The organism is Bradyrhizobium ivorense (assembly GCF_900696085.1).
Taxonomy (GTDB): Bacteria; Pseudomonadota; Alphaproteobacteria; order Rhizobiales; family Xanthobacteraceae; genus Bradyrhizobium; species Bradyrhizobium ivorense.
This window is the reverse complement of the sequence record NZ_CAADFC020000035.1, coordinates 41,774-64,162: the sequence shown is the minus strand read 5'-3', so window position 1 is coordinate 64,162 and position 22,389 is coordinate 41,774. Positions and strand designations below refer to the sequence as shown.

25 protein-coding genes are annotated in these 22,389 nt (G+C 65.3%); 8 read left to right on the top strand and 17 right to left on the bottom strand.

Annotated elements, in window-relative coordinates:
- The 6 genes from CI41S_RS41990 to CI41S_RS41965 all read right to left on the bottom strand — a co-directional run.
- Window positions 1-500: IS110 family transposase (locus tag CI41S_RS41990; protein ID WP_139864819.1), on the bottom strand; the 500-nt coding region annotated here is incomplete at its 3' end.
- Between the two features lie 256 nt (window positions 501-756).
- On the bottom strand, window positions 757-1,173 hold the full coding sequence (locus CI41S_RS41985) for a hypothetical protein (protein WP_139486508.1): 417 nt from the start codon (window positions 1,171-1,173) through the stop codon (window positions 757-759).
- A gap of 152 nt (window positions 1,174-1,325) precedes the next feature.
- Entirely contained in the window at window positions 1,326-2,186 is an 861-nt protein-coding gene (locus CI41S_RS41980) for a hypothetical protein (protein ID WP_244626861.1), read from the bottom strand.
- 304 nt (window positions 2,187-2,490) lie between these two features.
- Window positions 2,491-2,928, bottom strand: a complete 438-nt coding sequence (locus tag CI41S_RS41975; protein WP_172627149.1) for a nuclear transport factor 2 family protein — start codon at window positions 2,926-2,928, stop codon at window positions 2,491-2,493.
- Window positions 2,929-3,380: 452 nt separating this feature from the next.
- Complete coding sequence (locus CI41S_RS41970) at window positions 3,381-3,641, bottom strand: hypothetical protein (protein ID WP_139864818.1); 261 nt, start codon at window positions 3,639-3,641, stop codon at window positions 3,381-3,383.
- Window positions 3,642-3,773: 132 nt separating this feature from the next.
- Complete coding sequence (locus CI41S_RS41965; protein ID WP_139864825.1) at window positions 3,774-4,217, bottom strand: nuclear transport factor 2 family protein; 444 nt, start codon at window positions 4,215-4,217, stop codon at window positions 3,774-3,776.
- A 414-nt stretch (window positions 4,218-4,631) separates the two neighbouring features.
- Between CI41S_RS41965 and CI41S_RS41960 the strand changes: the two genes are divergently transcribed.
- Both CI41S_RS41960 and CI41S_RS41955 read left to right on the top strand, forming a co-directional pair.
- The gene (locus CI41S_RS41960; RefSeq protein ID WP_139864817.1) at window positions 4,632-4,862 is read left to right on the top strand and encodes a hypothetical protein; all 231 of its coding nucleotides are present in this window, start codon (window positions 4,632-4,634) and stop codon (window positions 4,860-4,862) included.
- A gap of 83 nt (window positions 4,863-4,945) precedes the next feature.
- Complete coding sequence (locus tag CI41S_RS41955; protein ID WP_139486505.1) at window positions 4,946-5,137, top strand: hypothetical protein; 192 nt, start codon at window positions 4,946-4,948, stop codon at window positions 5,135-5,137.
- 1,111 nt (window positions 5,138-6,248) lie between these two features.
- On the opposite strand, the gene CI41S_RS44845 is transcribed toward CI41S_RS41955, so the two are convergent.
- The 7 genes from CI41S_RS44845 to CI41S_RS41920 form a co-directional block, all read right to left on the bottom strand.
- Complete coding sequence (locus tag CI41S_RS44845) at window positions 6,249-6,422, bottom strand: hypothetical protein (RefSeq protein WP_244626860.1); 174 nt, start codon at window positions 6,420-6,422, stop codon at window positions 6,249-6,251.
- Window positions 6,423-6,537: 115 nt separating this feature from the next.
- Complete coding sequence (locus CI41S_RS41945; RefSeq protein WP_139864815.1) at window positions 6,538-7,305, bottom strand: DpnI domain-containing protein; 768 nt, start codon at window positions 7,303-7,305, stop codon at window positions 6,538-6,540.
- Between the two features lie 66 nt (window positions 7,306-7,371).
- Entirely contained in the window at window positions 7,372-8,298 is a 927-nt protein-coding gene (locus CI41S_RS41940; RefSeq protein WP_139864814.1) for an HNH endonuclease, read from the bottom strand.
- A 51-nt stretch (window positions 8,299-8,349) separates the two neighbouring features.
- Window positions 8,350-11,274 (bottom strand): excinuclease ABC subunit UvrB, encoded by a 2,925-nt coding sequence (gene uvrB / locus CI41S_RS41935; protein ID WP_139864813.1) that lies wholly within the window; start codon window positions 11,272-11,274, stop codon window positions 8,350-8,352.
- A 161-nt stretch (window positions 11,275-11,435) separates the two neighbouring features.
- Window positions 11,436-11,642 (bottom strand): hypothetical protein, encoded by a 207-nt coding sequence (locus CI41S_RS41930; RefSeq protein WP_430650073.1) that lies wholly within the window; start codon window positions 11,640-11,642, stop codon window positions 11,436-11,438.
- Entirely contained in the window at window positions 11,639-11,875 is a 237-nt protein-coding gene (locus CI41S_RS41925) for a hypothetical protein (protein ID WP_139486500.1), read from the bottom strand. Before CI41S_RS41925 ends, CI41S_RS41930 begins: the two co-directional genes overlap by 4 nt.
- Window positions 11,876-12,016: 141 nt before the next feature.
- Window positions 12,017-12,919, bottom strand: a complete 903-nt coding sequence (locus tag CI41S_RS41920; protein WP_139864812.1) for a LysR substrate-binding domain-containing protein — start codon at window positions 12,917-12,919, stop codon at window positions 12,017-12,019.
- 309 nt (window positions 12,920-13,228) lie between these two features.
- Here CI41S_RS41920 and CI41S_RS41915 point away from each other — a divergent pair, with 309 nt between their 5' ends.
- Together CI41S_RS41915 and CI41S_RS41910 are read left to right on the top strand one after the other, a co-directional pair.
- A complete protein-coding gene (locus CI41S_RS41915) occupies window positions 13,229-13,990 on the top strand; it encodes a sulfite exporter TauE/SafE family protein (protein ID WP_139864811.1) in 762 nt (253 codons plus the stop codon).
- A gap of 31 nt (window positions 13,991-14,021) precedes the next feature.
- Window positions 14,022-14,255: a hypothetical protein gene (locus tag CI41S_RS41910; protein ID WP_139486497.1), complete on the top strand. Its 234-nt coding sequence runs from the start codon at window positions 14,022-14,024 to the stop codon at window positions 14,253-14,255.
- Between the two features lie 6 nt (window positions 14,256-14,261).
- On the opposite strand, the gene CI41S_RS41905 is transcribed toward CI41S_RS41910, so the two are convergent.
- Together CI41S_RS41905 and CI41S_RS41900 are read right to left on the bottom strand one after the other, a co-directional pair.
- Window positions 14,262-14,888 (bottom strand): SCO family protein, encoded by a 627-nt coding sequence (locus CI41S_RS41905; protein ID WP_139864810.1) that lies wholly within the window; start codon window positions 14,886-14,888, stop codon window positions 14,262-14,264.
- A complete protein-coding gene (locus CI41S_RS41900) occupies window positions 14,885-16,000 on the bottom strand; it encodes an MBL fold metallo-hydrolase (protein ID WP_139864809.1) in 1,116 nt (371 codons plus the stop codon). Before CI41S_RS41900 ends, CI41S_RS41905 begins: the two co-directional genes overlap by 4 nt.
- A 221-nt stretch (window positions 16,001-16,221) precedes the next feature.
- Between CI41S_RS41900 and CI41S_RS41895 the strand changes: the two genes are divergently transcribed.
- Complete coding sequence (locus CI41S_RS41895; RefSeq protein ID WP_139864808.1) at window positions 16,222-16,929, top strand: glutathione binding-like protein; 708 nt, start codon at window positions 16,222-16,224, stop codon at window positions 16,927-16,929.
- A 154-nt stretch (window positions 16,930-17,083) separates the two neighbouring features.
- Here CI41S_RS41895 and CI41S_RS41890 read toward each other — a convergent pair whose 3' ends face one another.
- Window positions 17,084-17,875, bottom strand: coding sequence for a crotonase/enoyl-CoA hydratase family protein (locus tag CI41S_RS41890; RefSeq protein ID WP_139864807.1), 792 nt, complete (start codon window positions 17,873-17,875; stop codon window positions 17,084-17,086).
- A 91-nt stretch (window positions 17,876-17,966) separates the two neighbouring features.
- Between CI41S_RS41890 and CI41S_RS41885 the strand changes: the two genes are divergently transcribed.
- Window positions 17,967-18,575 carry a TetR/AcrR family transcriptional regulator gene (locus CI41S_RS41885; RefSeq protein ID WP_139864806.1) on the top strand — a complete coding sequence of 203 codons (609 nt, stop codon included), beginning with the start codon at window positions 17,967-17,969 and terminating at the stop codon, window positions 18,573-18,575.
- Window positions 18,576-18,591: 16 nt separating this feature from the next.
- Here CI41S_RS41885 and CI41S_RS41880 read toward each other — a convergent pair whose 3' ends face one another.
- On the bottom strand, window positions 18,592-19,317 hold the full coding sequence (locus CI41S_RS41880; protein WP_244626859.1) for an HAD family hydrolase: 726 nt from the start codon (window positions 19,315-19,317) through the stop codon (window positions 18,592-18,594).
- 284 nt (window positions 19,318-19,601) lie between these two features.
- Between CI41S_RS41880 and CI41S_RS41870 the strand changes: the two genes are divergently transcribed.
- Together CI41S_RS41870 and CI41S_RS41865 are read left to right on the top strand one after the other, a co-directional pair.
- A complete protein-coding gene (locus CI41S_RS41870) occupies window positions 19,602-21,158 on the top strand; it encodes a DUF1800 domain-containing protein (protein WP_139864803.1) in 1,557 nt (518 codons plus the stop codon).
- Entirely contained in the window at window positions 21,155-22,384 is a 1,230-nt protein-coding gene (locus CI41S_RS41865) for a DUF1501 domain-containing protein (protein WP_139864802.1), read from the top strand. The genes CI41S_RS41870 and CI41S_RS41865 overlap by 4 nt, the downstream gene beginning before the upstream one ends.
- Window positions 22,385-22,389: the final 5 nt, after the last annotated feature.

The window sequence follows — 22,389 nt, the reverse complement described above, 5'->3', positions numbered from 1 at the left end:
ATCCGTGGCGCAAAGCTGCGCTTGGTTGTCTTGCCGACCTTCAAGCCGAAGCCACGCAAGATCCCGCGCAGGCTGTTCTCGACGTCCTGGAGCTTGTTCTGGACCAGCTTGCGCGCCGTCAGCATTGCGCGGGTCTCCTGCGCGCTCATCGACTTGCAGTGGACCGGCCGGAACCAGCCGAGCCGGATCAATTGCGCGATATTGCGGGCATCGTTGCGGTCAGACTTCACCGGCATCGCCTTGAACGCGTCGCTCACATGGCGCGTCTCCAGAAGCTCGACCGCCAGACAGGCCTTCTTCATCGCCGCATAGAGCCATTGCGACAGCGGTCCGGCTTCAAGTCCGATCCTGGCCAGATCGAACCCGAGCGAGCGGAACCAGTCGATCAGCGCCTCCGGCTCGCTCGCCACCTTGGCCTCGCGAACGATCTTGCCGTTCGCATCGACAACGCACACGCTGGAGCATTCCAATGACACGTCGATTCCGGCATAATGGTCCATGGTCGTCTCTCCTCGATGCTTGGAGCGGGCTCAAGCCCCGACTCCGTTACACCATCAATGTGAGGGACGACCGCCCCCCTTCCAAGCAAGCCGCGCGACGCGCGCATCAAAACAGCGCCGTAGCTAGCGCGGCTTGCTTGGAAGGGAGGACCGCGGGCCCGTTACCCCATCTACGGACCTTACCCCGCCGCAAATGAAAACCGCCGCCTCCCGTTCGAGAGAGGCGGCGGCTTGTCGGATCGGACGAGGTCCGAGATCAGCTGTTGCGCAGACCGTCGGCGGCGCGCTTCCACTGCGAGACGTTGTCGGCGATCATGCGCGTCGACTTCATCGCGGCCTGGCTGAGCTGGGCATAGCCGGAGATCTCGCGCTGGACGCGCTGGCCTTCGGCATGCAGCAGGTCGCGCAGGCTCTCGAGCTCACCGATCAGCTTCTCGATCTCGGCCAGCGAGGTGCCGGCGACGCGTTGGATCAGCGAGTTGACGTTGTTGACGGTGGCGTCGGTGTTGGCCTCGACCGGCGCGGTCTCCGGGCTCGCCACCGGCCGCCGCAGATAGGCGATGTCATTGCGGACGAAGTCACGGATGCCGGCCTCGACCTCCGAGACCGCAGCGAGATTGGTGTCGACCTCCGCCGTCTGTTCAACGTCTTCGGTACGGTTGGTAGCGTTCATCGGCTTTTCCCCTGGTGCATCGCGAAGCGCGGCTGTCCCCCGCACGACGAAGTGATGAAGTTACCGGCCCATCAGTCCCGCCGAATTTGACAGCATCTGGGCCAAGTTGCGGCAATGATTGATCATTTAGCACGACAAGGCTAACGGAGTGTTCACCATGTGCGCTTGTAGCCGGCGCGGATGCTCTTGTCGGTGGTGCCCTGCGCGGTCTCGCCGACCGAGCCCGAGACGGTGACGCCGTCGAACAGTTTCTGCTCGGCGCCCACCCGGCGCAGCCATTTGTCGTCGGAGGTCAGCGTCTGGCCCGCGGTGATGCTGGTGCCGGTATCGTTGACCGAAAGGCTGGCCGACTGCTCGGTGTCGTAGCTGCGCTGCGGGTGGCCGACGATGCCGCCGACGCCCTGCTGGGTGACGTTGTAGCCGTTCTGCAGGGTCAGCGAATACTGCTCCGACAGCGGCACCGCCTTGCTGATCGAGGTGCCGAGCTTGGTCTGGTCGGTGCCCGGATCGAGCCGCGCCTCGACCGAGGTCTTGTCCCAGATCGAGGCCACGCCGGGCGCCGAGATCGTGGCCCAGGCCGAGCCGCCGGATTGCGGCAGGCTGCCGCCATTGGCGAGCCGTTCCGAGATCTGCTCCTGGGTCGTCATGGTGCCCTGCCGGGCGACCGTCATGTCGGCGCCGACCCTGGTGTCGAGAAACGGCGAGACCTGTTTCTTGACCGAGACCGCCGACGAGCCATTGCCGTTGCGGTTGGTCGACCAAGACGGATCGTTGCTGGCGGTGCTGCTCGGCGTGGCCGAGCGGCGCGCCAGCGTCGGCAGGCTGGTCGAGTCGGTGTCGAGCTGGCTCCAGTCGAGCTTGCTTACGTCGATGTCCTTCAGGATGTCGGCGTTGGCGTCAGCCGGGGCATTGGCATCCGCCGGCGCGGCCTCTTCGGTCGCCTGCTCGCTCGCCTCGTCAGTGTCGACCTGCGCGGGCGGGGTCTGCGCCGCTGCCGCAAGCGCCATGGCCATGCCAACGCCGGCCGCCAGCACTGGCAGCCTTGCCCAGCCGAATCGTGATGTAAGAGTCATTCCCAGCCCGCAAATTCCAGGCTCGCATCATGCGGTTTTCGTTGGTACAAAATTGTGGCGACGGCGCCGTGACGGCAAGACGTCGACAAGACGCCGTCATGTCCGGGCGGCGCGACAGGATCGCGCAGCATCCGGCCCGCGGTCCGTTCGGGGCTGGCAAAACATGCCGCGGAGGCCGGAGCACCGACGCGAAGCCTTCGCGCCGGTGGCCCGGACATGACGAACTCGTGAGATCAGGAAAGCGTCAGACCGCGACCATGCGCGGCAGATGGATCGGATAGCCCACCGTCTGCTCGACCAGATCGAAGGTGTCGACCAGCACGCGGAAGCTCGTCAGCTTGCCATCGCGGAACTGGGCGAAATGCGCGATCCGCAGCGAGATCGGCTTGTTGGAATCCAGCGCCGTGAGCGAATAGCGCAGCATCGAGGCCGCCGAATCCGTGCCCAGCATGATCTGCTCGCGGTCGAAGCGGTGCACCCGCACGTTCTCGCCGATCTGCTTGATCACCTCGAGCACGGCGGCCTTGCCGTGGCGCGAGCCGAAAAACGAAAACAGGTCGATCGGTCCGAAGATCGCCCATTCGACCTCGTCATCGAGCAGCGGCTCGATGTCCTCAAGCTGGCGTTCGTTGATCGCGCGATGCAATGCGCGCGAAAAACGCCAGAGGCTGTGCTCTGTCATTTTGTCGTGGTCCTGAAACTGGATTTTCAAAGCGGCCGGCGAGGGCGTCAGCGTCGACGCCGTGCCCAATTGCTGCACACGCTATTGCACGGTGAAATAGTACGGAGCGGCCAAAGCGCAACTGCAGATTTTGCATTGCACAATTGCGCGGAATTTTACGGGAATGTGAACGGGGTCACGTAACGCGAGGTAGACGAGCGCGCCGCGGCCGGTGAGGTGAGCACACCGGCCGGGCTCCCTCTCCCCTTGCGGGAGAGGGTCGGGGAGAGGGGTGGCCCCGGGCGAGATGATTGGAGCGAAGCGCTCTCTCGCAACAACGGTTACCGGCGTTCAGGTGCAGATCGAGAGAGCACGTCGTGTGGTACCCCTCTCCCCAACCCTCCCCCGCAAGGGGGGAGGGAGCCCTTCCAGGGTGCTCACCTGACGTTGTGGGGAATAGACCCGCCAGTCGCCTACCGGTCGCGATGCCGCACTGGCTGGCGCTCGATCATGATCTCGGCGTCGCGGATCGCGATCACGGCGAACAGCAGCGCGCCGGCGATGCCGCCGATCGCAGCGCCGAGCGGCATCAGGGTGAAAAACACCAGCGCGCCGTTGTCGATGCTCGCCGTTCTGACGAGTCCGATCCAGGTGAGTCCGGCGCCGATGCCGAGCGCCGCGCCGCCAAGCGCGCCGAGCGCCAGGCCAAGCAAAGCCAGCAATGCGATTTTCATGGTGGTGTTCAGCCCCCGCCGTCCGCAACAGCCCAGTGAGTACGTCAGCGCGCGGTGCGGGAGGTTCAACGCCGGGGTGCCGTTCACCGGCTTGTGACGCCGGGCGCCGCACGAGGCAGGGATGGGCCCGCGCTACAGCCCGGTGCGGCCGGTCAGCAGGGCCGAGATATCGCGCTCCAGCACCTGCTGCACCAGGTCGAAGGTGTCGATGATCTCGCGGATCTCGGTGATCAGGCCGTCGCGCAGGGTGTAGAACACCGCGACGTCGAACTGCACCACGCGCGCATTGGTGCGCTTGCGGAAGAATACGCGCAGTTGCGCGGCGACCCGGTTGCCCTGCGCCACCACCACAGGCGCCTCGTAGCGCATCTCGGAATAGCGCTCGTGGATCGTGGTCCACATCTGGCGCAGCGCGGCCTTGCCGCGGTGCTGGCCCATATGCGGCAGGATGTCGATCGGCGCATTGGCGAGGAACGCGATGTCGTCGCTGCAGCGATCGAGCGCGCCCTCGATGCCGCCGGCATAATAGACGTCGAGGAAATTCAGCACGCGCTGTCGGTTTGCATCCTCGCCCATGTACTCGCCCATGTCAGCTCCGCAGGTTGGTCCGACTCGGCGTCGCATTGTAGCCCGAACCGGTCCTCGATCGATCAAATGTTTGACGCGCCGGCGGCGATTTGGTTCGGCAACCAGGGCGTGCATCTGCAGCAAATCTGCACGCCGGAGATCAAGCCGTCGCGATCGGATCGTGAAGAGGGCCGGGCTCGCCGTGGCGCGGTCGGCTTGCTGCGATGGCGCGGACTTGCGGGTCACAAGATCGATGGTGAGCGGAGAACGATGCCGACATCGGAGCGATGCTGCCGTTGGAAATGATACACACGGCAGTCTCCGTTTGCCGGCCCCGCGGTTCGGACGCGCTCGGCTTCACCAGGAACCGGCATGCCACCATCGCCGTTGAGAGCATGAATCTTTCAACGGAGTGATTGCATCATGAAATCGATCGTTCTCGCTACCGCCATTGCCGTCACCGCGCTTGCCGCCGCAACTCCGGCCGACGCCAAGGGCTGCATCAAGGGCGCCGTCGTCGGCGGCGTCGCCGGCCATTATGCCGGCCATCACGGCATGCTCGGCGCCGCCGCCGGCTGCCTCTACGGCCGCCATCGCGCCAAGGAACATGCGCGCGAGCAGCAGGCGCCCCCGCCGCGGCAGGAAAAGCTGTGAGGCCACCGGCCAAGATGTGAAGAGAGGTTTCCGGAACGCCGTCCGCGCGGGCAGCGTTGTCTCCTTGCGTAACGGAGACGACGATGACGAAACCTCAGACAAAAAACATCCCGCCCGTTCCCGACGACAACCGGAGCCACAAGGGTCCGGGCAGCACCCCCGGCGTTCCCCTCGACACCACCAAGGGCCATCGCGACGACGAGAAGCACAACATCCGCGAACAGGCCGCGCACGGCAATCTGACCCAGAACACCAGCAATCGGCGGTCGGGGTGAAGGGGCGCAGTCGGCGCCTGTCGCGAGCGGGTGACGCCGAGTGTCGTAGTCCCCCACTACTTCCGGGTCATTGCGAGGAGCGAAGCGACGAAGCAATCCATCGATCCGCATACGCGGACCCATGGATTGCTTCGCTCCGCTCGCAATGACGAGGGGGAGAAATCCGATTCACCTGTCAAACAGCTATGAGGATGCGAGAGCGCGTTCTCGCGGCATGAGCTGCCCGAGCTTTGCTTCAATTCCCGCCCTCAATGAATAGAGGGCGCAGGGAAAGCCGGGTGCCGATTGCACCCATGGGCCCGGTGCAACAAAAGGCACCGGGGTAGGACCACAGGTGTAACCGGGAACATCCGGCTTTCCCTGCGCGATGGTTTACGGCTTATACGTGCTCGCCCCGGTGAGACTGGGCTTTTTTGTCACCGTCCTCCGCAAGACGCATTCGCATCCTGGGACTCGACACCTGCCGCTAGGGCGTCAGGTCTGCACGATTTCGCCGTCCGCCCTGGTTTGCGATCGTCGCGTTCAACCAGGGGCGTCCACCGCATCCCGCCGCGCGTTCGTGACGTGCGCACGCCCCTCTCATCGGGCGGGACGGACAATGCATAGCATGAGTTGTCGTGACGATAAACAGAAATATTTTCGCCGCGCGGCCTTGACAGGTTTTTCGACTGACTTGCCCGTCGGGTTGTTTTGTCGCACTGCGCCCGGTGCGGCGCGTGACGCGCATCACGCCGCGGGGCGAGGCGTACCGCTAAGCTTGGCGGCATCGGATCATCCGAGACCTAAAGGCAGCGCCGCCATGAACGCCATCCAGTCTCCGACAAGATCCGCAAATGGCGCAACCAGCCAAATGTCTCGCTGCAACTCATGGTCACGATGATCATGACGTCGCTGCTGGCGGTCGCCGCGGTGAGCCTGCGGTGACGCCGCTTGCTATCGTACTACGGTCGCCTTGGCTTTATGAGCTATCCAGCGCTGACGCATGGGGGCAAGCCCAGCCCGAACTTTCAATGTCTCGTTATGAACGACGGTTCACCACGCGGCGACGTCAGCTACCATCCGGCGTTCGATGTCGTTTGACTTGGTGACGAGCTTGGGACGTTCCGGATAGTTAGACAAAATCAGTCGATTCCAGAAATTTTTCCGCTTGCGCACGCGTCGCGAAGCGCCCGACTTCCTCATAGTGCGGATCATGCTCGGCCGAAGCCGGTGAGCGCATCACGACGAACTCGTTGTCGTCCTGTTCGACCAACTCGGTCCGATCTTCGCTCTTGAATGGTGACATGTGTCGCGCTCCGCAGTGCGGACAATCGTCGTCACATGTACAGGACCACTCATCGCGCCAGACCTTGCTACAGCGTTCGCATCGGTAGAAGTTTACAAACCAGGCCATGCGACCCTCACGATTTCAGTCGGTAATTGCCTCGCGAAACAAATTCGACGAATCCACGATCACGCAGATACTGAAGCTGCTGGCGTATCTTCGGTCGGACATTCTGGTTGCCCGGATAGAGATCGCCGAGATGACGCTCGAAAGCATAGACCTCGTCAAGCGTGAAGTCCCGCCTGCCCAGTGACTCCACGCACTTCATTACGTCGAGAAGCCAGCCTCGCGACTCCAGCGACTCGGCTCTGAGAAACAGGGTCTTCTGCCATTCGGCCAGAACGAGCTCCTTGTCGCGAATGACGCCGTTTCGGACGATGTGGATTTTCCCGGACTCCGGGACCTTTCCGAGCAGGATATTCGACCCGATCCACCCGGCGCGCCGGGCGGTTGCTGCGAGAGGCTTTCGTTCCTCGATAATGTCCCTGATGAAGAAATGCTTCGGGACAATGAGCAGATTAACGACCGAGAGCGTCCTGCGGTCGTAGTTCATCAAGAGCAGGTTCGGATTGTTGCTGGCAGCAAGGCGTTCGCACTTGGTCTTGTAGGCGCCGTCAGCGACCTTCGCGCCGAATGTTCCTTTCTGACTCTTGAGTTCAAACTCCTCGCTGCACAATCCGCACAGGAAGTCGGCCACCGGACTGTTGTTCGGAAACTGCGACATCTTCGCGTGGCCGCAGTGTGGGCAGTATGCCCATGCCTTGACCCAGGCTTCGGTCCATGCGCGGGCACTTTGCGAGCCGCTGGTATAGGAGAGCTGCGATTCTTCGAAGCCAAGTTTCATTGCTGTCGATAGGAGCTAGTGAAGGGACGTCCAAACGCTGCGATGCGCTGAACTAAACTTGTGACGCTAGCCTAGATAGCGATCCTTGTTGTGCCAACGAAGTAAATCCAAATCTGGCCAATCTGCTTTGTGTTTGGGCGGACGAACTGGGCGTCCGTGCAAACGAAGGTATTCCTCTCCGTTATTGAAGACTTCCTTCACCTTCTTGCTTACCGAGAAAGTCAGATCGTCTTTGATTGTTACGTAACCGGCGTCAAAAACTGAATGGATATCTTTCCGCAATAGGATGCCGTTTGATTTCGCGTGATGACCACCCTCTGAGTAAGGCTTGATGTGGGCGGCATCCAAGGCAGGGAGCACCTTGCCGCCAGTTATTGCGCACTGTCTGCCGTATGCCTCAGTTACCGCAACGCGAAACGCGCCTTGTCCCAGGCGTGGGGTGATGAGAGTTGGGAGGCCAAAGCGTGCTTGCTCATGAGACGGAAATCCCGCGACGTTGGTCACGGCACTTAGCCTCGCCGCGTCCAGGAGACGCTCCCATAGTTGTAGGCCGTCGGCATTTTCCGTCGAATAGAGTTTTCCTCGTTGGATACTCGATGACCACGACTCTGGAAGGTCAAGCCAAAGGTGTTCAGGAAGAAAGACCGGTTCGACGAGGACTGTTGAACCAATGTCCGTCGATGGAACGACGGACACGTTGGTGCGCAGGCGGGCGATAGCGCCGAGCAAACCGTCCAAGGATGCGACGCCATTTGCCCGTCCAAATGTCTCCCAGGCCATTTGGATCGGCAGGGCTGAATGGCTACTGAAGATTCCGAAGCCGCCGATCTTGTTGCGGGGGCTCTTCAAACGAAACACAAGAAGTTCGCCTGGCTGTAGCGCTCTAAAACCCGACTCTCCGGGCCACCAGAAGTTGACTTCGGCCAAGTCGCCTTCTGACGCGAGGAAATCGAACCAAGAATTGTCCGTATTGGCGATGAAGAGATTAATCATGGCGGGCCCCCAATCAGATTAGCCGAAAGGGGTTGTGCTTCGCCAGTGACTCTACCGCTTCTTCCACCCGCCCCGTTTCCCCGGCGCGCCGCCGCTGCTTCGCGGCGACGGGCCGAACTCCGGGCCTGACTGCCGCGAGTCGGTCGGTTGGATGATTCGGCTGCTTCCGCCGAACGGCTTTGCCGGCAGCGCGCCGCTGGGACGGAAGGGCAGGGATTCCGGGCCGTGCATTTCGTCGAGGTGGGGCTTGTGGACGCGTGAGCCGGACTTGCCGCCGCGGCCCGCCTTGACGGAGGTCTGCGCGGCCTTGTTCTTCAGCGCGCTGACCGGGAGGTTGGCGGCGTCGCCGTATTTTCTGGTGCCGGCGTAGGCGCCGGCCTGCTTCTGCACGTTGCGCTGTTTCGCGGTGGGGTCGTCGACCACGGCCATCTCGGTGGCGCGCAGGCGCTTGACCTCGTCGCGCAGGCGCGCGGCTTCCTCGAAGTTCAGATCGGCGGCGGCTTCGCGCATCCTGGTTTCGAGGTCGCTCAGCACCGCCTCGAAATTGTGCCCGATGCTGATGACGTCGTCGGCCATGCCGCCGTCGCCAATCTCGACCAGCACGTGGTCGCGCTCGTAGACCGAGTTGAGGATGTCGCCGATCGACTTCTTGACGCTCTCCGGCGTGATGCCGTTGGCCTCGTTGTACTCGACCTGCTTCTCGCGGCGGCGGTTGGTCTCGGCGATGGCGCGCTCCATCGAGCCGGTCATGCTGTCGGCGTAGAGGATCACCTTGCCGTCGACATTGCGCGCGGCACGGCCGATGGTCTGGATCAGCGAGGTCTCGCTGCGCAAAAAGCCCTCCTTGTCGGCGTCGAGGATCGCGACCAGCGCGCATTCGGGAATGTCGAGGCCCTCGCGCAAGAGGTTGATGCCGACCAGCGCGTCGAACGCGCCGAGCCGGAGATCCCGGATGATTTCGATGCGCTCGATGGTGTCGATATCGGAGTGCATGTAGCGGACGCGAATGCCCTGCTCGTGCAGGTATTCGGTGAGATCCTCCGCCATGCGTTTGGTCAGCACCGTGATGAGCGAGCGATAGCCGGCAGCCGCGGTGGCGCGCACCTCGCCGACGAGGTCGTCGACCTGGGTGCGGGCCGGACGAATGTCGACCGGCGGATCAATCAGCCCGGTCGGGCGGATCACCTGCTCGACGAACACGCCGCCGGACTCGTTCAACTCCCAGCCGCTCGGCGTCGCCGACACGGCGACGGTCTGCGGCCGCATCATGTCCCACTCCTCGAAGCGGAGCGGGCGGTTGTCCATGCAGGAGGGCAGGCGGAAACCGTATTCGGCCAAGGTCGCCTTGCGGCGGAAGTCGCCGCGGAACATGGCGCCGATCTGCGGCACGGTGACGTGGCTCTCGTCGGCGAAGATCAGCGCGTTGTCGGGGACGTATTCGAACAGCGTCGGCGGCGGCTCGCCGGGACGGCGGCCGGTGAGATAGCGCGAATAGTTCTCGATGCCGGCGCAGCTCCCGGTCGCCTCCATCATCTCGAGATCGAAGGTGGTGCGCTGCTCGAGCCGCTGCGCTTCCAAGAGGCGGCCCTGGTCGTTGAGCTGGTCGAGACGGATCTTGAGCTCCGATTTGATCGACTTGATCGCCTGCACCAGGGTCGGGCGCGGCGTCACATAGTGCGAGTTGGCGTAGATCTTGATGAATTCGAGCTCGTCCTGCTTGTGGCCGGTGAGCGGATCGAATTCCTCGATATTCTCCACGGTGTCGCCGAACAGGTTCACGCGCCAGGCGCGGTCCTCATAGTGCGCCGGGAAGATGTCGATGACATCGCCACGGACGCGGAAGGTGCCGCGGGTGAACTCGGCCTGGGTGCGCTTGTACTGCAGCGCGACCAGGTCGGCGATCAGCTGCCGCTGGTCGATGCGCTCGCCCTTCTTCAGCGCAAAGGTCATCGCGGTGTAGGTCTCGACCGAGCCAATACCGTAGATGCACGACACCGAGGCGACGATGATGACGTCGTCGCGCTCGAGCAGCGCACGCGTCGCCGAGTGGCGCATGCGGTCGATCTGCTCGTTGATCGACGAGTCCTTCTCGATATAGGTGTCGGTCCGCGGCACATAGGCCTCGGGCTGGTAGTAGTCGTAATAGCTGACGAAATACTCCACCGCGTTGTCGGGGAAGAAGTTCTTGAACTCGCCGTAGAGCTGCGCCGCCAGCGTCTTGTTAGGGGCGAGGATCAGGGCAGGGCGCTGCGTCGCCTCGATCACCTTGGCCATCGTGTAGGTCTTGCCCGAGCCGGTGACGCCGAGCAGCACCTGGGTGCGGTCGCTGCGCCCGATGCCTTCGACCAGTTCCGCGATCGCGGTCGGCTGGTCGCCCTTCGGCTGATACTCGGACTTGATCTCGAAGCGCACGCCGCCTTCGGACTTTTCCGGACGCGGCGGCCGGTGCGGGGTCCACACCCGCATCGAGCCGTCGTCCTTGCGGAATTCGGGGCGGCCGTCGCGGATCAGATTCTCCAGCGCGTCGGCGGTCGCCTTGACGCCGAGCGCCTCCATCTTGCTGCGCGGCGGGCGGGCCAGCGCCTCGTCGTCGTCTTCCGCGGTCGGCAGCCCGAGCTGCCGCGCCAGCTCGGGGTCGAGCGTCGGCACGGTCGCCGAGGTGCCGTAATTGGCCTGCGGGGCCTCGCCGAGACCCGCGCCAGGACCTGCGGCATCGCGCCGGGCGACATCGCCGCTGCTCTCGCGCGTCGAGGCCCGGGCACGATGCGCCGCGGCCTCGCCGCCGGCGCGGCGGTCCCAGGAATTGTCCGGCGGCGGCTGCAGGCCGGTGCCAGAGCCCATGCCGGCATCGCCGCGATTGATCGCGGGATTGAGCAGCTCAGCCAGCGCAGGCCCGATCGGTTGGACGTCGGGCCGGTGTGCTTTGGATTTTGGGGTTTTGCCGGGCTTTTTCGGAGTGCTGGGTGTCTTCGCCATGGCCGGAATATGGGACGAGTCCGGCAGCGAGAAAAGGGCAAAGGGCGCGTGCCCTTGGCCCGGAATTTACGCGTGCCCTTGGCCCGGAATTTAGCTGTCAGCAGATGTCAGTAACGCTCTCGTTCCCTCTTCCCGCAAGGGGGGCGAGGTAAGCGAACGCATCAGCCCCGCGGCCGGTCGACGATGTCCATATGGATGCCGCCGCAGCCGGCGCAGCGCAGCGTCCAGTATTCGGCGGCACGACCGGGGATGACGCGCAGCAGCTCGAGCCTGGCGGTGCAGTCCGGGCAGCTGGTGCGCACTTGCGCCGGCCACACCGGATCGGGTTCGCATTGCGGGACGACGGCGATCATGGCGCTGCCGTTCACGACAAGGCTTCGGCTGACGGCACTATCGTGGCAAATCGCTGCGGGAACCGGTCGATGAGCCGCCTCGCGTCCGCGATCGCCGCATCCGGATCTGACCACGCAAAACCGATGTCGAGCGTCGGAAACGACATGCCATCGATGACGACCGGCCTTTGATCGACCCGTTGAATCCTGGCGTGCCATTGCCCCTTCCCCACCTCGAATGACTTGATTTCACAATCGCCGTAAATCATCCGCCGTCCTCTGACGTCCTTCTCAATCGAAGCACGGGCGCGCGGTGCCGAGTGTGAAGGAGATCACAAACCGGCTGGTTTATTTGTGCGGGGCAGCGCCGGAACCGGCGCGTCGACGCCCGGCCGGTATGGGGGATGGGATCAGCCGGCGCTGCGCGCGCCCTTGCGGGCGGCGGCGGGCTCGGCCGCGGCGCGGATGATCCAGCGGCGGAACGCGGCGAAGTCGCGCTGCTCGGCATGGAAGCCGCGATAGACCAGATACCAGCGCATCCCCTTCGGCACGCTGAGCGCGAACGGCGCCACCAGCCGGCCGGCGGCGAGGTCGTCGTCGATATAGGGCCGGATGCCCATTGCGATGCCGAGCCCGTCGCTGGCTGCCTGCAGTGCCTGGCCGTAGAACTGGAACTCGGGCCCGCGCGCGGTCAGCCGCGGCACGCCGGCCGCCTTCAGCCAGGACGGCCAGTCGTCGGGCGAATGCGCCACCCGGATCAGGCTCGGCCCCTTGAGGTCGGCGGGGCGTTTCAGCGTGTTGGCGAGCCGCGCCGTGCACACCGGCATCAGGTCGGCGGCGAACAGCGGCTCGGCGACCAGGCCGGGCCACTCGCCGTCGCCGAGCTTGATGCCGCAGCTCCAGTCGTCGCCGAACGGCACCGCGATGCCGCCGGTGGTGATCCGCACCTCGATGTCGGGCTCGGCTTTGCGGAATTCGGCAAGGTGCGGGATCATCCATTTCATCGCGAAGGTCGGGCCGACGCCGACGGTCAAGACGCGCGTGCTGGCGGCGGTGACCTGCGCGGTGAGGCTCGCCAGCGCGTCGAAGATCGGCGTCAGCCCGCTCTGATAGGCGCGGCCCGCCGCCGTGGTGACCAGCCGGTTCGCCTTGCGCTCGAACAGCGCAACCCCGAGCCGCTCTTCCAGGAGGTGCACCATCCGGCTGATCGCGGCGGCCGAGACGTTGAGCTCATGGCCCGCGGCAGCAAAGCTGCCGGTCCGCGCCGCGGCCTCGAATGCCTTGATGCCGTTGAGAAAGAGCAGCCGCCGCAATTTGTCACCCTCAGGAAAGCTGATGCAAGGGCAAGATATCTCAGTTTGCGGGAATGCGCCAAGCGGAGCAGAAGAGTGGGCATTCGTTTAGTTGCCGAGTCTGCGCAGTTTCTTCGCCTCTCCCCGCCTGCGGCGAGAGGCCGGATCGCATCGCAGATGCGATCCGGGTGAGGGGGAGCGCCCGCGAACCGGTTCTCACCGACCTCGCGGAGAACCCCCCTCATCCCGACCTTCTCCCCGCGCGCGGGGAGAAGGGGAAGATATCCGTGCTCGGGTCCTGCAGTTCGACTCGCACAGAAGAGATTTCAAATGTCGCCATTACTGATCGCAGTGCTCGGGGCCTTGATGGTCGCCACCGCATTTCTGTCGGGGCTGTTCGGCATGGCCGGCGGGCTGATCCTGATCGGCGTGCTGCTCGCGATCCTGCCGCTGCCGTCGGCGATGGTGCTGCATGCGATCACCCAGATGGCCTCCAACGGCTGGCGCGCTTTGCTGTGGCGGAAGCATATCCGCTGGCGGCCGGTCGCGGTCTACATGATCGGCTGCGCGACCGCGCTCGGCCTGTGGTCGATCACCCGCTACGTGCCGGACAAGCCGGTGGCGCTGCTGCTGCTCGGCGTCACGCCGTTCATGGCGCGGCTGATGCCGGCCAGCATCAAGCCGAATCCGGACAGTGTTTGGCAGGGCGCGTTCTACGGCTCGGCCTGCATGGGGCTGATGCTGATGACCGGCGTTTCCGGACCGCTGATGGACACCTTCTTCCTCGGCGGCAATTACGACCGGCGCGAAACCGTGGCGACGAAAGCGACCTGCCAGGTCGCGAGCCACTTTACCAAGCTGATCTACTTTGGCGGCATCATCGACCAGGCGGCCTCGCTCGATCCGGTGCTGGCGGCGGTTGCGGTCGCGGCCTCGATGCTCGGCACCTCGCTGGCGCGGCGCATCCTGGAAGCGATGAGCGACCAGCAGTTCCGCACCTGGGCCAACCGCCTGATCACGACGGTGGCGAGCTATTATCTGCTGTACGGCAGCTGGCTGATGTTGGCGGGTGACACCGCGGTGGCGAAGTGAGCTTTGGAACGCGCAACGGCAGGAGGACAGGATGGCGGAGACCCCTGATGCCCTGGTGCTCGATCTCGTCGAATGGGTGGCGCGTGAGCCGCGGCCCTATGCCGAGGTGATCGAGGTCTGGCGCACCTCGTGCCCGCGGCTGACGATCTGGGAAGACGCCGTTGACCGCGGCTACGTCGCGCGCCGGCCCTCGGTCGAGGGCATGCGGGTGACGGTGACGGAAAGCGGCGAGACGTTCTTGCGCGCGCACGGGCGGATGCATTGAGACGCGTCAGCGTCCCGGCGCCGCCAGCCGCGGCTTGATGATCTCGACCATGCGGTCGGCCGAGGTGCCAGGCGGGAAGAAGCCGAGATAGCTGCCGTCGCGGTCCATCAGATAGATGTAGGCGGTGTGGTCGACGGTGTAGTCGGCATCCTGCAGCGGCACTTTGGCGTAATAGACCTTGTAGGCATCGGCCACCTTGCGGATCGCCTCAAGGCTGCCGGTGAGACCGACCAGGCGCGGGTGGAACAGTGGGACATAGTCGGCGAGATGGCTTGCGGTGTCGCGCTCGGGATCGACGGTGATGAAGATCGGCTGCACGCTGTCAGCATCGCCGCCGAGCCTGTCGAGCGCGAGGCCGATCGCCTGCAGGTCGGTCGGGCACACGTCGGGGCAGGTGGTGAAACCGAAATAGACCAGCATCAGCCGGCCGCGAAAATCGCGGTCGGTGCGTTCATGGCCGGCCTGATCGGTGAGCGTGAACGGGCCGCCGACCGGCTCCCGATTCCACATCAATATGTCCATGATCTCGGCCGCTGAGCGCGCCGGCGCATCTCCGGCCGTCGCCGCCGTCAGCGTCAGCCACAGGCCGGCGCCGAGGCATGCGATGGCGCGCAAGATCACATTCGAGATCATATGCCGAAGGAGAGGCGGCTGCCGGTGGTGGTGACCAGCACCTTGTCGCCGAGCTGCGCGCTCGCCTCCTGCACGAAGTTGAGCCCGGAGCAGTGCATGGGCACCACCACGTCGGGATCGAGCTTCTTGATCTCGGCGACCACCTCGGTGAGGTAGTCTTTCGGCGCCGGTCCGAGATGGAAGCCGCCGACGATGGCGTGCACCTTCTGGATCCCGGAGACCTCCTGTGCCTGCTTCACCGAGTTGACGATGCCGACATGGCCGCAGGAGGAGATCACGACGAGGCCCATGTCCCTCACGTTGAAGCAGGTGGCGTGCTCATGGATGTGCTCGTCGGGCACGATCTTGCCGTCCAGCTCGGCGGGCAGATAGTGGCTGGTGTTGCAGCCGAGCCCGTCCTTGATCCCGAACTCGACCCAGGTCTGCGGCAGAATCCGCTCGATGCTGCGGCGGGTGATCTTGCCGGTGGTGAAGGCGTGGCCGGCGATGACGGTCGGGGTTTCGCACAGCACCGTGGTGACGCGCTGCGCGGCGAGCTGGCGGCGGTCGAGTGTGCCGAAATCGGCGAACTGGCCTTTGGTCGGCGTCGCGCTGACGCGGTGGCAGAAATTGTCCTCGCCGCCGGCATAGAGTTTTAGGTCGGCCGGCAGCTTGTCGCGGAATTTGTCGAGGAGGCCGTTGAGGCCGCCAAAATGATCGTAATGCCCGTGGCTCACGATCATCGCATCCAGCTTCGTTGGATCGACGCCGATCAGCGCCATGTTGTTGAGCAGCACCTCGGGCGTGTAGCCGTAGTCCAGCATCAGCGTACGCTGGGCGCCCTTGGCCTCCGACTCCAGCCACAGCGACAGGCCCCATTCGTTGTGCAGTGACTTCTGGTAGTCGGCGCTGCGCGGCGGAGGCGCGATCGTGACGCCAGCCGCCTGCTTCGGCTTGAAGAACTGATCGAAGCTGGAGTCGACCAGCACACGGATCGAGAGCTTGTCGACGCTCGGCACCTCGATCGGTGCCGCGCTTGCGATCTCGACACAGGAAAATGCGCCGGCTGCCGCGGCGCCGGCGAGCGCCGCCGAACCCTTGAGAAAATCACGCCGTGCCAAATCGCGCGTCATTGCAAATCTCCCCTGCTTGAAAATTATTCGGTGTTAGCTGCAGGGAGCCTAGGAGCAATCCGGGCGCGGCTCAATCGCGCGCCTGCGCGAAGCGCACATCACATTCGCGCGCGGTGCAATGCACGCGCCATTGACTTGGCGGCGGGGCTGCGCCCAAATGCATGCATTCGCATCTTTCTCCATATGCTGTCAGCCATCTCTGGAAACGCAGGATCGCCGCCATGATCGATCTCCATTACTGGTCCACGCCGAACGGTCACAAGATCACGATGTTCCTCGAAGAGACCGCCCTGGAGTACAGGATTTTCCCGGTGAACATCGGCAAGGGCGATCAGTTCAAGCCGGAGTTTTTGCAGGTCGCGCCGAACAACCGCATCCCCGCGATCCTGGATCACGCGCCGAAGGGCGGCGGCAAGCCGGTCTCGATCTTCGAGTCCGGCGCGATCCTGCTCTATCTCGCCGAGAAGACCGGCAAATTCCTGCCAGCCGATCTGCACGGCCGCTATGACGCGATCCAGTGGACGTTCTGGCAGATGGGCGGGCTCGGCCCGATGGCCGGCCAGAACCATCACTTCCGCAACTACGCGGTCGAAAAGCTGCCCTACGCGATCGACCGCTATGTCAACGAGACCAACCGGCTCTATGGTGTGCTCAACAAGCGCCTCGCCGACCGCGAATTCATCGCCGGCGATTATTCGATCGCCGACATGGCGAGCTATCCCTGGGTGGTGCCGTACAAGAACCAGGGCCAGGACATAGAGGATTTTCCGCATCTGAAGCGCTGGCTGGAAACCATCGGCAAGCGCCCGGCGACCGAGCGCGCCTACGCCAAGGCCAAGGAGGTCAACCCGAATTTCGGCCAGCCCGCGATCCGCACCGAGGAGGAGCGCAAGCTCTTGTTCGGACAGACCGCGGCCGTGGTGCGGTAGGGCGCAGCTCTCTCCCGTCATTGCGAGCCAACGGGTCGCGCGAATGCGCGCCCGATGACAGGCTCCGCGAAGCAATCCATATCGCGGCATAAGGGACGGATGGATTGCTTCGTAGCTTACGCTCCTCGCAATGACGGCTCTGGAATGAGCGTGCTCATTCCCCGACATACGTCGCGTCGCGCCGTTCCTTCCACGCCGCCAGCCCCTCGGCGAGATCGCGGCTTCCCACCAGTGCGGCGAACTGTTCGGTCTCGACCAATAGGCCCTCGGCAATCGGCATGTTCAGCCCGCGCGTCGCCGCGGTGACGACGCTGCTGACCGAGCCAGGCGAATGCCTGACGATGCGGCCCGCGAGCTCGCGCGCGGCCGGCAGCAACTGATCGTGCGGCACGATTTTGTTGACCAACCCGATCTCGCGCGCGTGCGCCGGCGTGAACGGGTCGCCGGTCAGCAGCAATTCCAGGCCGCGCTTGCGGCCCGCCAGCCGCGGCAGCCGCTGCGTGCCGCCGAAGGTCGGCGGCATGCCGAGCTTGATCTCCGGCTTTGCAAACAGCGCGCGCTCGCTGGCGATCGCGAGATGCACGGCCTCCGTGATCTCGCAGCCGCCGCCGAAGGCGAGCCCATTGACCGCGGCGATGACAGGCTTCTTGAACGCCTCGAGCCGCGCGGTCATCGCCTGGCCGCGGCGGACGAAATCGCGCACCGCGATCGCGGCGCCCTGCCGCACGCTTTGCGAAAATTCGTGGATGTCGGCGCCGGCCGAAAAGGCGCGCTCGCCCGCGCCGGTCAGTATCACGGCGCGGACATTAGCGCCGCCCTCGATGCGGTCGAGCGCCGCCATCAGGTGGTCGATCAGCTCAAAGCTCAGCGCATTGAGCCGCTCCGGGCGGTTCAGCGTGATCAGGGCGATCCCGTCGTCGATATCGAGCAGGATGGGTGCGGTCATCGAGGTCTCCGGCATTTGCGTCACAGTGTCAGAGCGAAATGTAGGGGCGGCCGCGATTTGTGTATATTCACTGGTCGGTATACATAGCGGCATGCCAAGACCTTCCGAACCCACCCGCGAGCGCATCATCCAGGCGGCGAGCGCGCTGTTCTACAATGAAGGCATCCGCCGCGTCAGCGTCGACGAGGTGGCCGCCAAGGCCGGCCTCACCAAGCGCACGCTGTATTATCACTTCCGCAGCAAGGACGATCTCGTCGCCGCCTATCTCGCCGCGCGCGACCAGCCCAATCTCGCGCTGTTCCGAAAGTGGTTTGCCGAGGCCGACGGCGGCCTGCCGGCGAAGGTCGAGGCGATCTTCCGCAATCTGGCGCGTTCGGCGCGGCATCCGAAGTGGAAGGGCTGCGGCTTCCTGCGCACCTCGGCCGAGCTTGCCAATATGCCCGGCCATCCCGCGATCAGGATCGGCGCCGCGCACAAGAAGAAGTTCGAGGACTGGCTGCGCGCGACCTTCGCGGCGGAAGGCATTGCCGATCCGCTCAAGTTGGCGCGGCAGATCCTGCTGCTGCTCGACGGCTCGTTCGCCGTCGTGCTGCTGCATCGCGACGCCAGCTATATGGAGACGGCGGGCGAAGCGGCGCGCGCGTTGATCGAGACGGCGCTCGCCGGCCGCCGCGGCCGGCAGCGTCCGCCGCGCGATTGACAGCGGCGCGGCGCGTTTAGCAGCCGAACGCGCCGCGCTCGCGCAGCAGGGCCAGCACCGCGTGGAGGTCCGGCAGCACGGCGGCGCATTTGCCGCGGGTCTCCTCTAGCGGCGGCGCCATGTCGGGCACCATCAGCGTGATGGCGCCAGCGGCATGGGCGGCGGCGACGCCGTGGTTGGAATCTTCCACCGCGACGCAGGCGGGTGGCGTCACGCCGAGGCGGGCTGCCGCTTTCAGATAGAGCTCGGGGTCCGGCTTGCCATGGGTCACGTCGTCGAGCGTCAGCAGCGTGTCGAAACGCTCGCGGATGCCGGCGATGGCAAGATGGCGCTCGGTCGTGCGGCGGGATGACGAGGTCACGATCGCGATTGGGCAAGCGGCGGCGGCGAGACCGTCGAGCAATTCGATCGCGCCTGATTTCAGCGGCAGGGCGGCGTCGAACATCCGGTCGCGGTGAACGATGAAGGCGCGGTTGACCTCGGCAAGCGGAAACGCCGCGCCGTAGCGATCGAGCAGCATGGCTTCGCAAACCGGACCGGGCAGGCCGACCATGGAATGACATAGCGCCGCGACGTCGTCGGTATAGCCGCACCCGTTCAGCGCGGCGACCAGGCTGTCGAAATAGACTTTTTCGGTGTCGAGCAGCGTGCCGTCCATGTCGAGCAGGACGGCGTCGACGTGCCAGCGGTCGCTCACCTCGCGCTCACCATGGCCGGTTGGTCCGCCAGTTTCCGCAGGCATGCCGGGCACAGGCAGTCGCCGCCGTCGCTCGGCATCGGCAAGCGAAAGCTCTCGTCGGAACACCAGCACGGCCCACCGAACGTGCAGGAGAATTCGCTGCCGCACTTGGTGCAGGCGAGGCGTCGGGGCGCAGTGTCTTGGTTTTGATCTGTCATGGCTGGATGCGAATTCTTACCGCGATTTAATCGCGGAATTAATCTCGGGTTCATCGCGAACCGCGCTATGATGCCGCGCAGCACGTATACAAGGGGCATGCCGTCAAGGGAACTCCCGAGGACACTAACATGGCTCGCGATTCGCAAGCAGCGCTGGTTGCCCTCAATCGCTTTGGCTTCGGCGCCCGCGGCGGCGCATCCGGTGATTTCACCAACGCGGCCTCCGATCCGCGCGGCTTTGTCATCGCCGACCTGGCGCGGCCGAACGGCGCGCTGCTCGAAATGCCCGGCCAGCTCTCGACGGCGGAGCTCGGCAAGCAGGTGTTCGACTATCAGTTCGAGGTGCAGCAAGCGCGCAACGCGGCGAAGGCTGCGCAATCCACCATGAGTGAGACCGCGCCCGCTGCGGACGCAAAGCCGGCGCAGCGGCGCAATCTGTCGCTCTCGTCAGCCGCCAAGGAGATCGCGGGCAAGGATCCGGCGATGCAGGCGCCCGGCCAGATGGCCGATACCGCCAATGCCGGCGCGATGCAGCCGTCGGCCAATCCAGCGAAGCCGGCAGTAGAGCCGCCCAACATCATCCAGAAGACATTTCGCGCCGAGGCGCTGGCGCGGTTGCAGCGTGGTGTGGTCGTCGATTGTGGCTTTGCCGAGCGGCTTGTGGTGTTCTGGTCCAACCACTTCTGCATCTCCGCCAACAAGGGCGCGCTGGCGCGGATGTGGGCGGGCTCGTTCGAGCGCGAGGCGATCCGCCCGCATGTGCTCGGCCGCTTCGCCGACATGCTGAAAGCGGTCGAGCAGCATCCTGCGATGCTGTTCTTTCTCGACAACCAGCAATCGCTCGGCCCCGACTCGCGCGCCGGCATCAACCGCAAGCGCGGCCTCAACGAGAACCTCGCGCGCGAGATCATGGAGCTGCATACGCTCGGCGTCGGCGGCGGCTACACCCAGGACGACGTGACGGCGCTGGCGCGCGTCATCACCGGGTGGACCTTTGCCGGCCGCCAGGGTCAGCTCGGCGCGCCCGGCAGCTTTGTGTTCAATGCCAATGCGCACCAACCCGGACCGCAACAGGTGCTCGGCAAGACCTATTCGCAGAACGGCGTCGCGCAGGGCGAGGCGGTGCTCGCTGACATCGCGCGGCATCCCTCGACCGCAAAATTCATCGCGACCAAATTCGCCCGCCATTTCGTCGCCGACGATCCGCCGCCGGCCTTGGTGGCGAAGCTGCAGGATGTCTTCACCCGAACCGACGGCGACCTCAAGGCGCTGGCCACCGCGCTGGTGCAGTCCAACGAAGCCTGGCAGACGCCGCTGACGAAGATGCGCTCGCCGTACGAATTCCTGATCGCGTCGGGCCGGCTGCTGGCGCGCAATCCGGAGGATCCGGGGCGCTATCTCAACGGCCTCAATCTGCTCGGCCAGCCGCTGTGGACGCCGGCCGGGCCGAACGGTTTTCCGGACAGCAACGCGGCCTGGGCGGCGCCGGAGGGCATCAAACTCCGGCTCGATATCGCAGCCCAGCTCGGCGCGCAGCTCGCCGACCGGTTCGATCCGCGCGAGCTGCTCGAACTGGTCGCCGCCGACGCCGCCTCGGCCGAGACGCGGCGCACGGTCGAGCGCGCGGAATCGCGGCCGCAGGCGCTGGCGCTGCTGTTGATGTCGCCGGAATTCCAGAGGAGATGACGATGGACTGCTCCGAGAGCGCGATGATGCAGGCGACCTCGCGGCGCGCGTTGCTGCTCGGCGGCGCGTCGTTCGCGGCGTGGGCGTATTTGCCGAAATTCGCGCGCGCGGCGGACGGCCGCGATCCGCGCTTTGTCGTGATGATCCTGCGCGGCGCGCTGGATGGGCTTGCCACCGTGGCGCCGCTCGGCGATCCCGATTATGCCGGGCTGCACGGCGCAATCGCGCTGAGGGGCGACGGTCCGAATGCCGCCGTGATGCTCGATGCGTTCTTCGGCCTGCATCCGGCGATGCCGGAATTCGCGCGGATGTACCGCGCCAAGCAGGCCGCGGTGGTGCATGCGGTGGCGACCTCCTATCGCGACCGCTCGCATTTCGACGGCCAGGACGTGCTGGAGAGCGGCTTTCCGGGGCCGGGCCGTGTGCAGTCCGGCTGGCTCAACCGCGCGCTGGAGGCGCTGCCGAAAGGCGAGCGGGTGACGAGCGCGCTTGCGGTCGGTCCGACCACGCCGCTGGTGCTGCGCGGCACAGCTCCGACCGTCGGCTGGGCGCCGACGGCGCTGCCGCAGGCCGCCGACGACACCGCGATGCGGCTGCTCGAACTCTATCAGCACCGCGATCCCGTGCTGGCGAGCGCGCTGACGCAGGGCTTGCAGCTCGAGAAGCAGGCGCAGGGCGACGACATGAAGCCGAAGCCCGGCGGGGGCGGCGCGGCGGCGATGCGGCTGGTGGCGCGCGGCGCGGCAAAGCTGATGGCGGCGGATGACGGCCCGCGGATCGGCGCGCTTGCCTTCGACGGCTGGGACACCCATGCCAATGAGGGCGGGCCGGTCGGTCGCCTCGCGCAGCTGCTCGGCGGGCTCGACGCCGCGCTGGCCGAATTCCAGAACGGGCTCGGCGCGCGCTGGCGCGACACCGTGATCGTGGCTGCCACCGAGTTCGGCCGCACCGCGCGCATCAACGGCACCGAGGGCACCGACCACGGCACCGGCACCATCGCGCTGCTCGCCGGCGGCGCGGTGGGCGGCGGCAGGATGATCACCGACTGGCCGGGCCTCAAACCCGCCAACCTCTACCAGGCCCGCGACCTCGCCCCGACCACCGATTTGCGCGCGGTGATCAAGGGCGTGCTGCACGACCAGTTCGGCATCGCCGAGCGCGTGCTGGCGGAAGCGGTGTTCCCCGACAGCGCCCCGGTGAAGCCGATGAAGGGGCTGGTGGTTTGACTTTC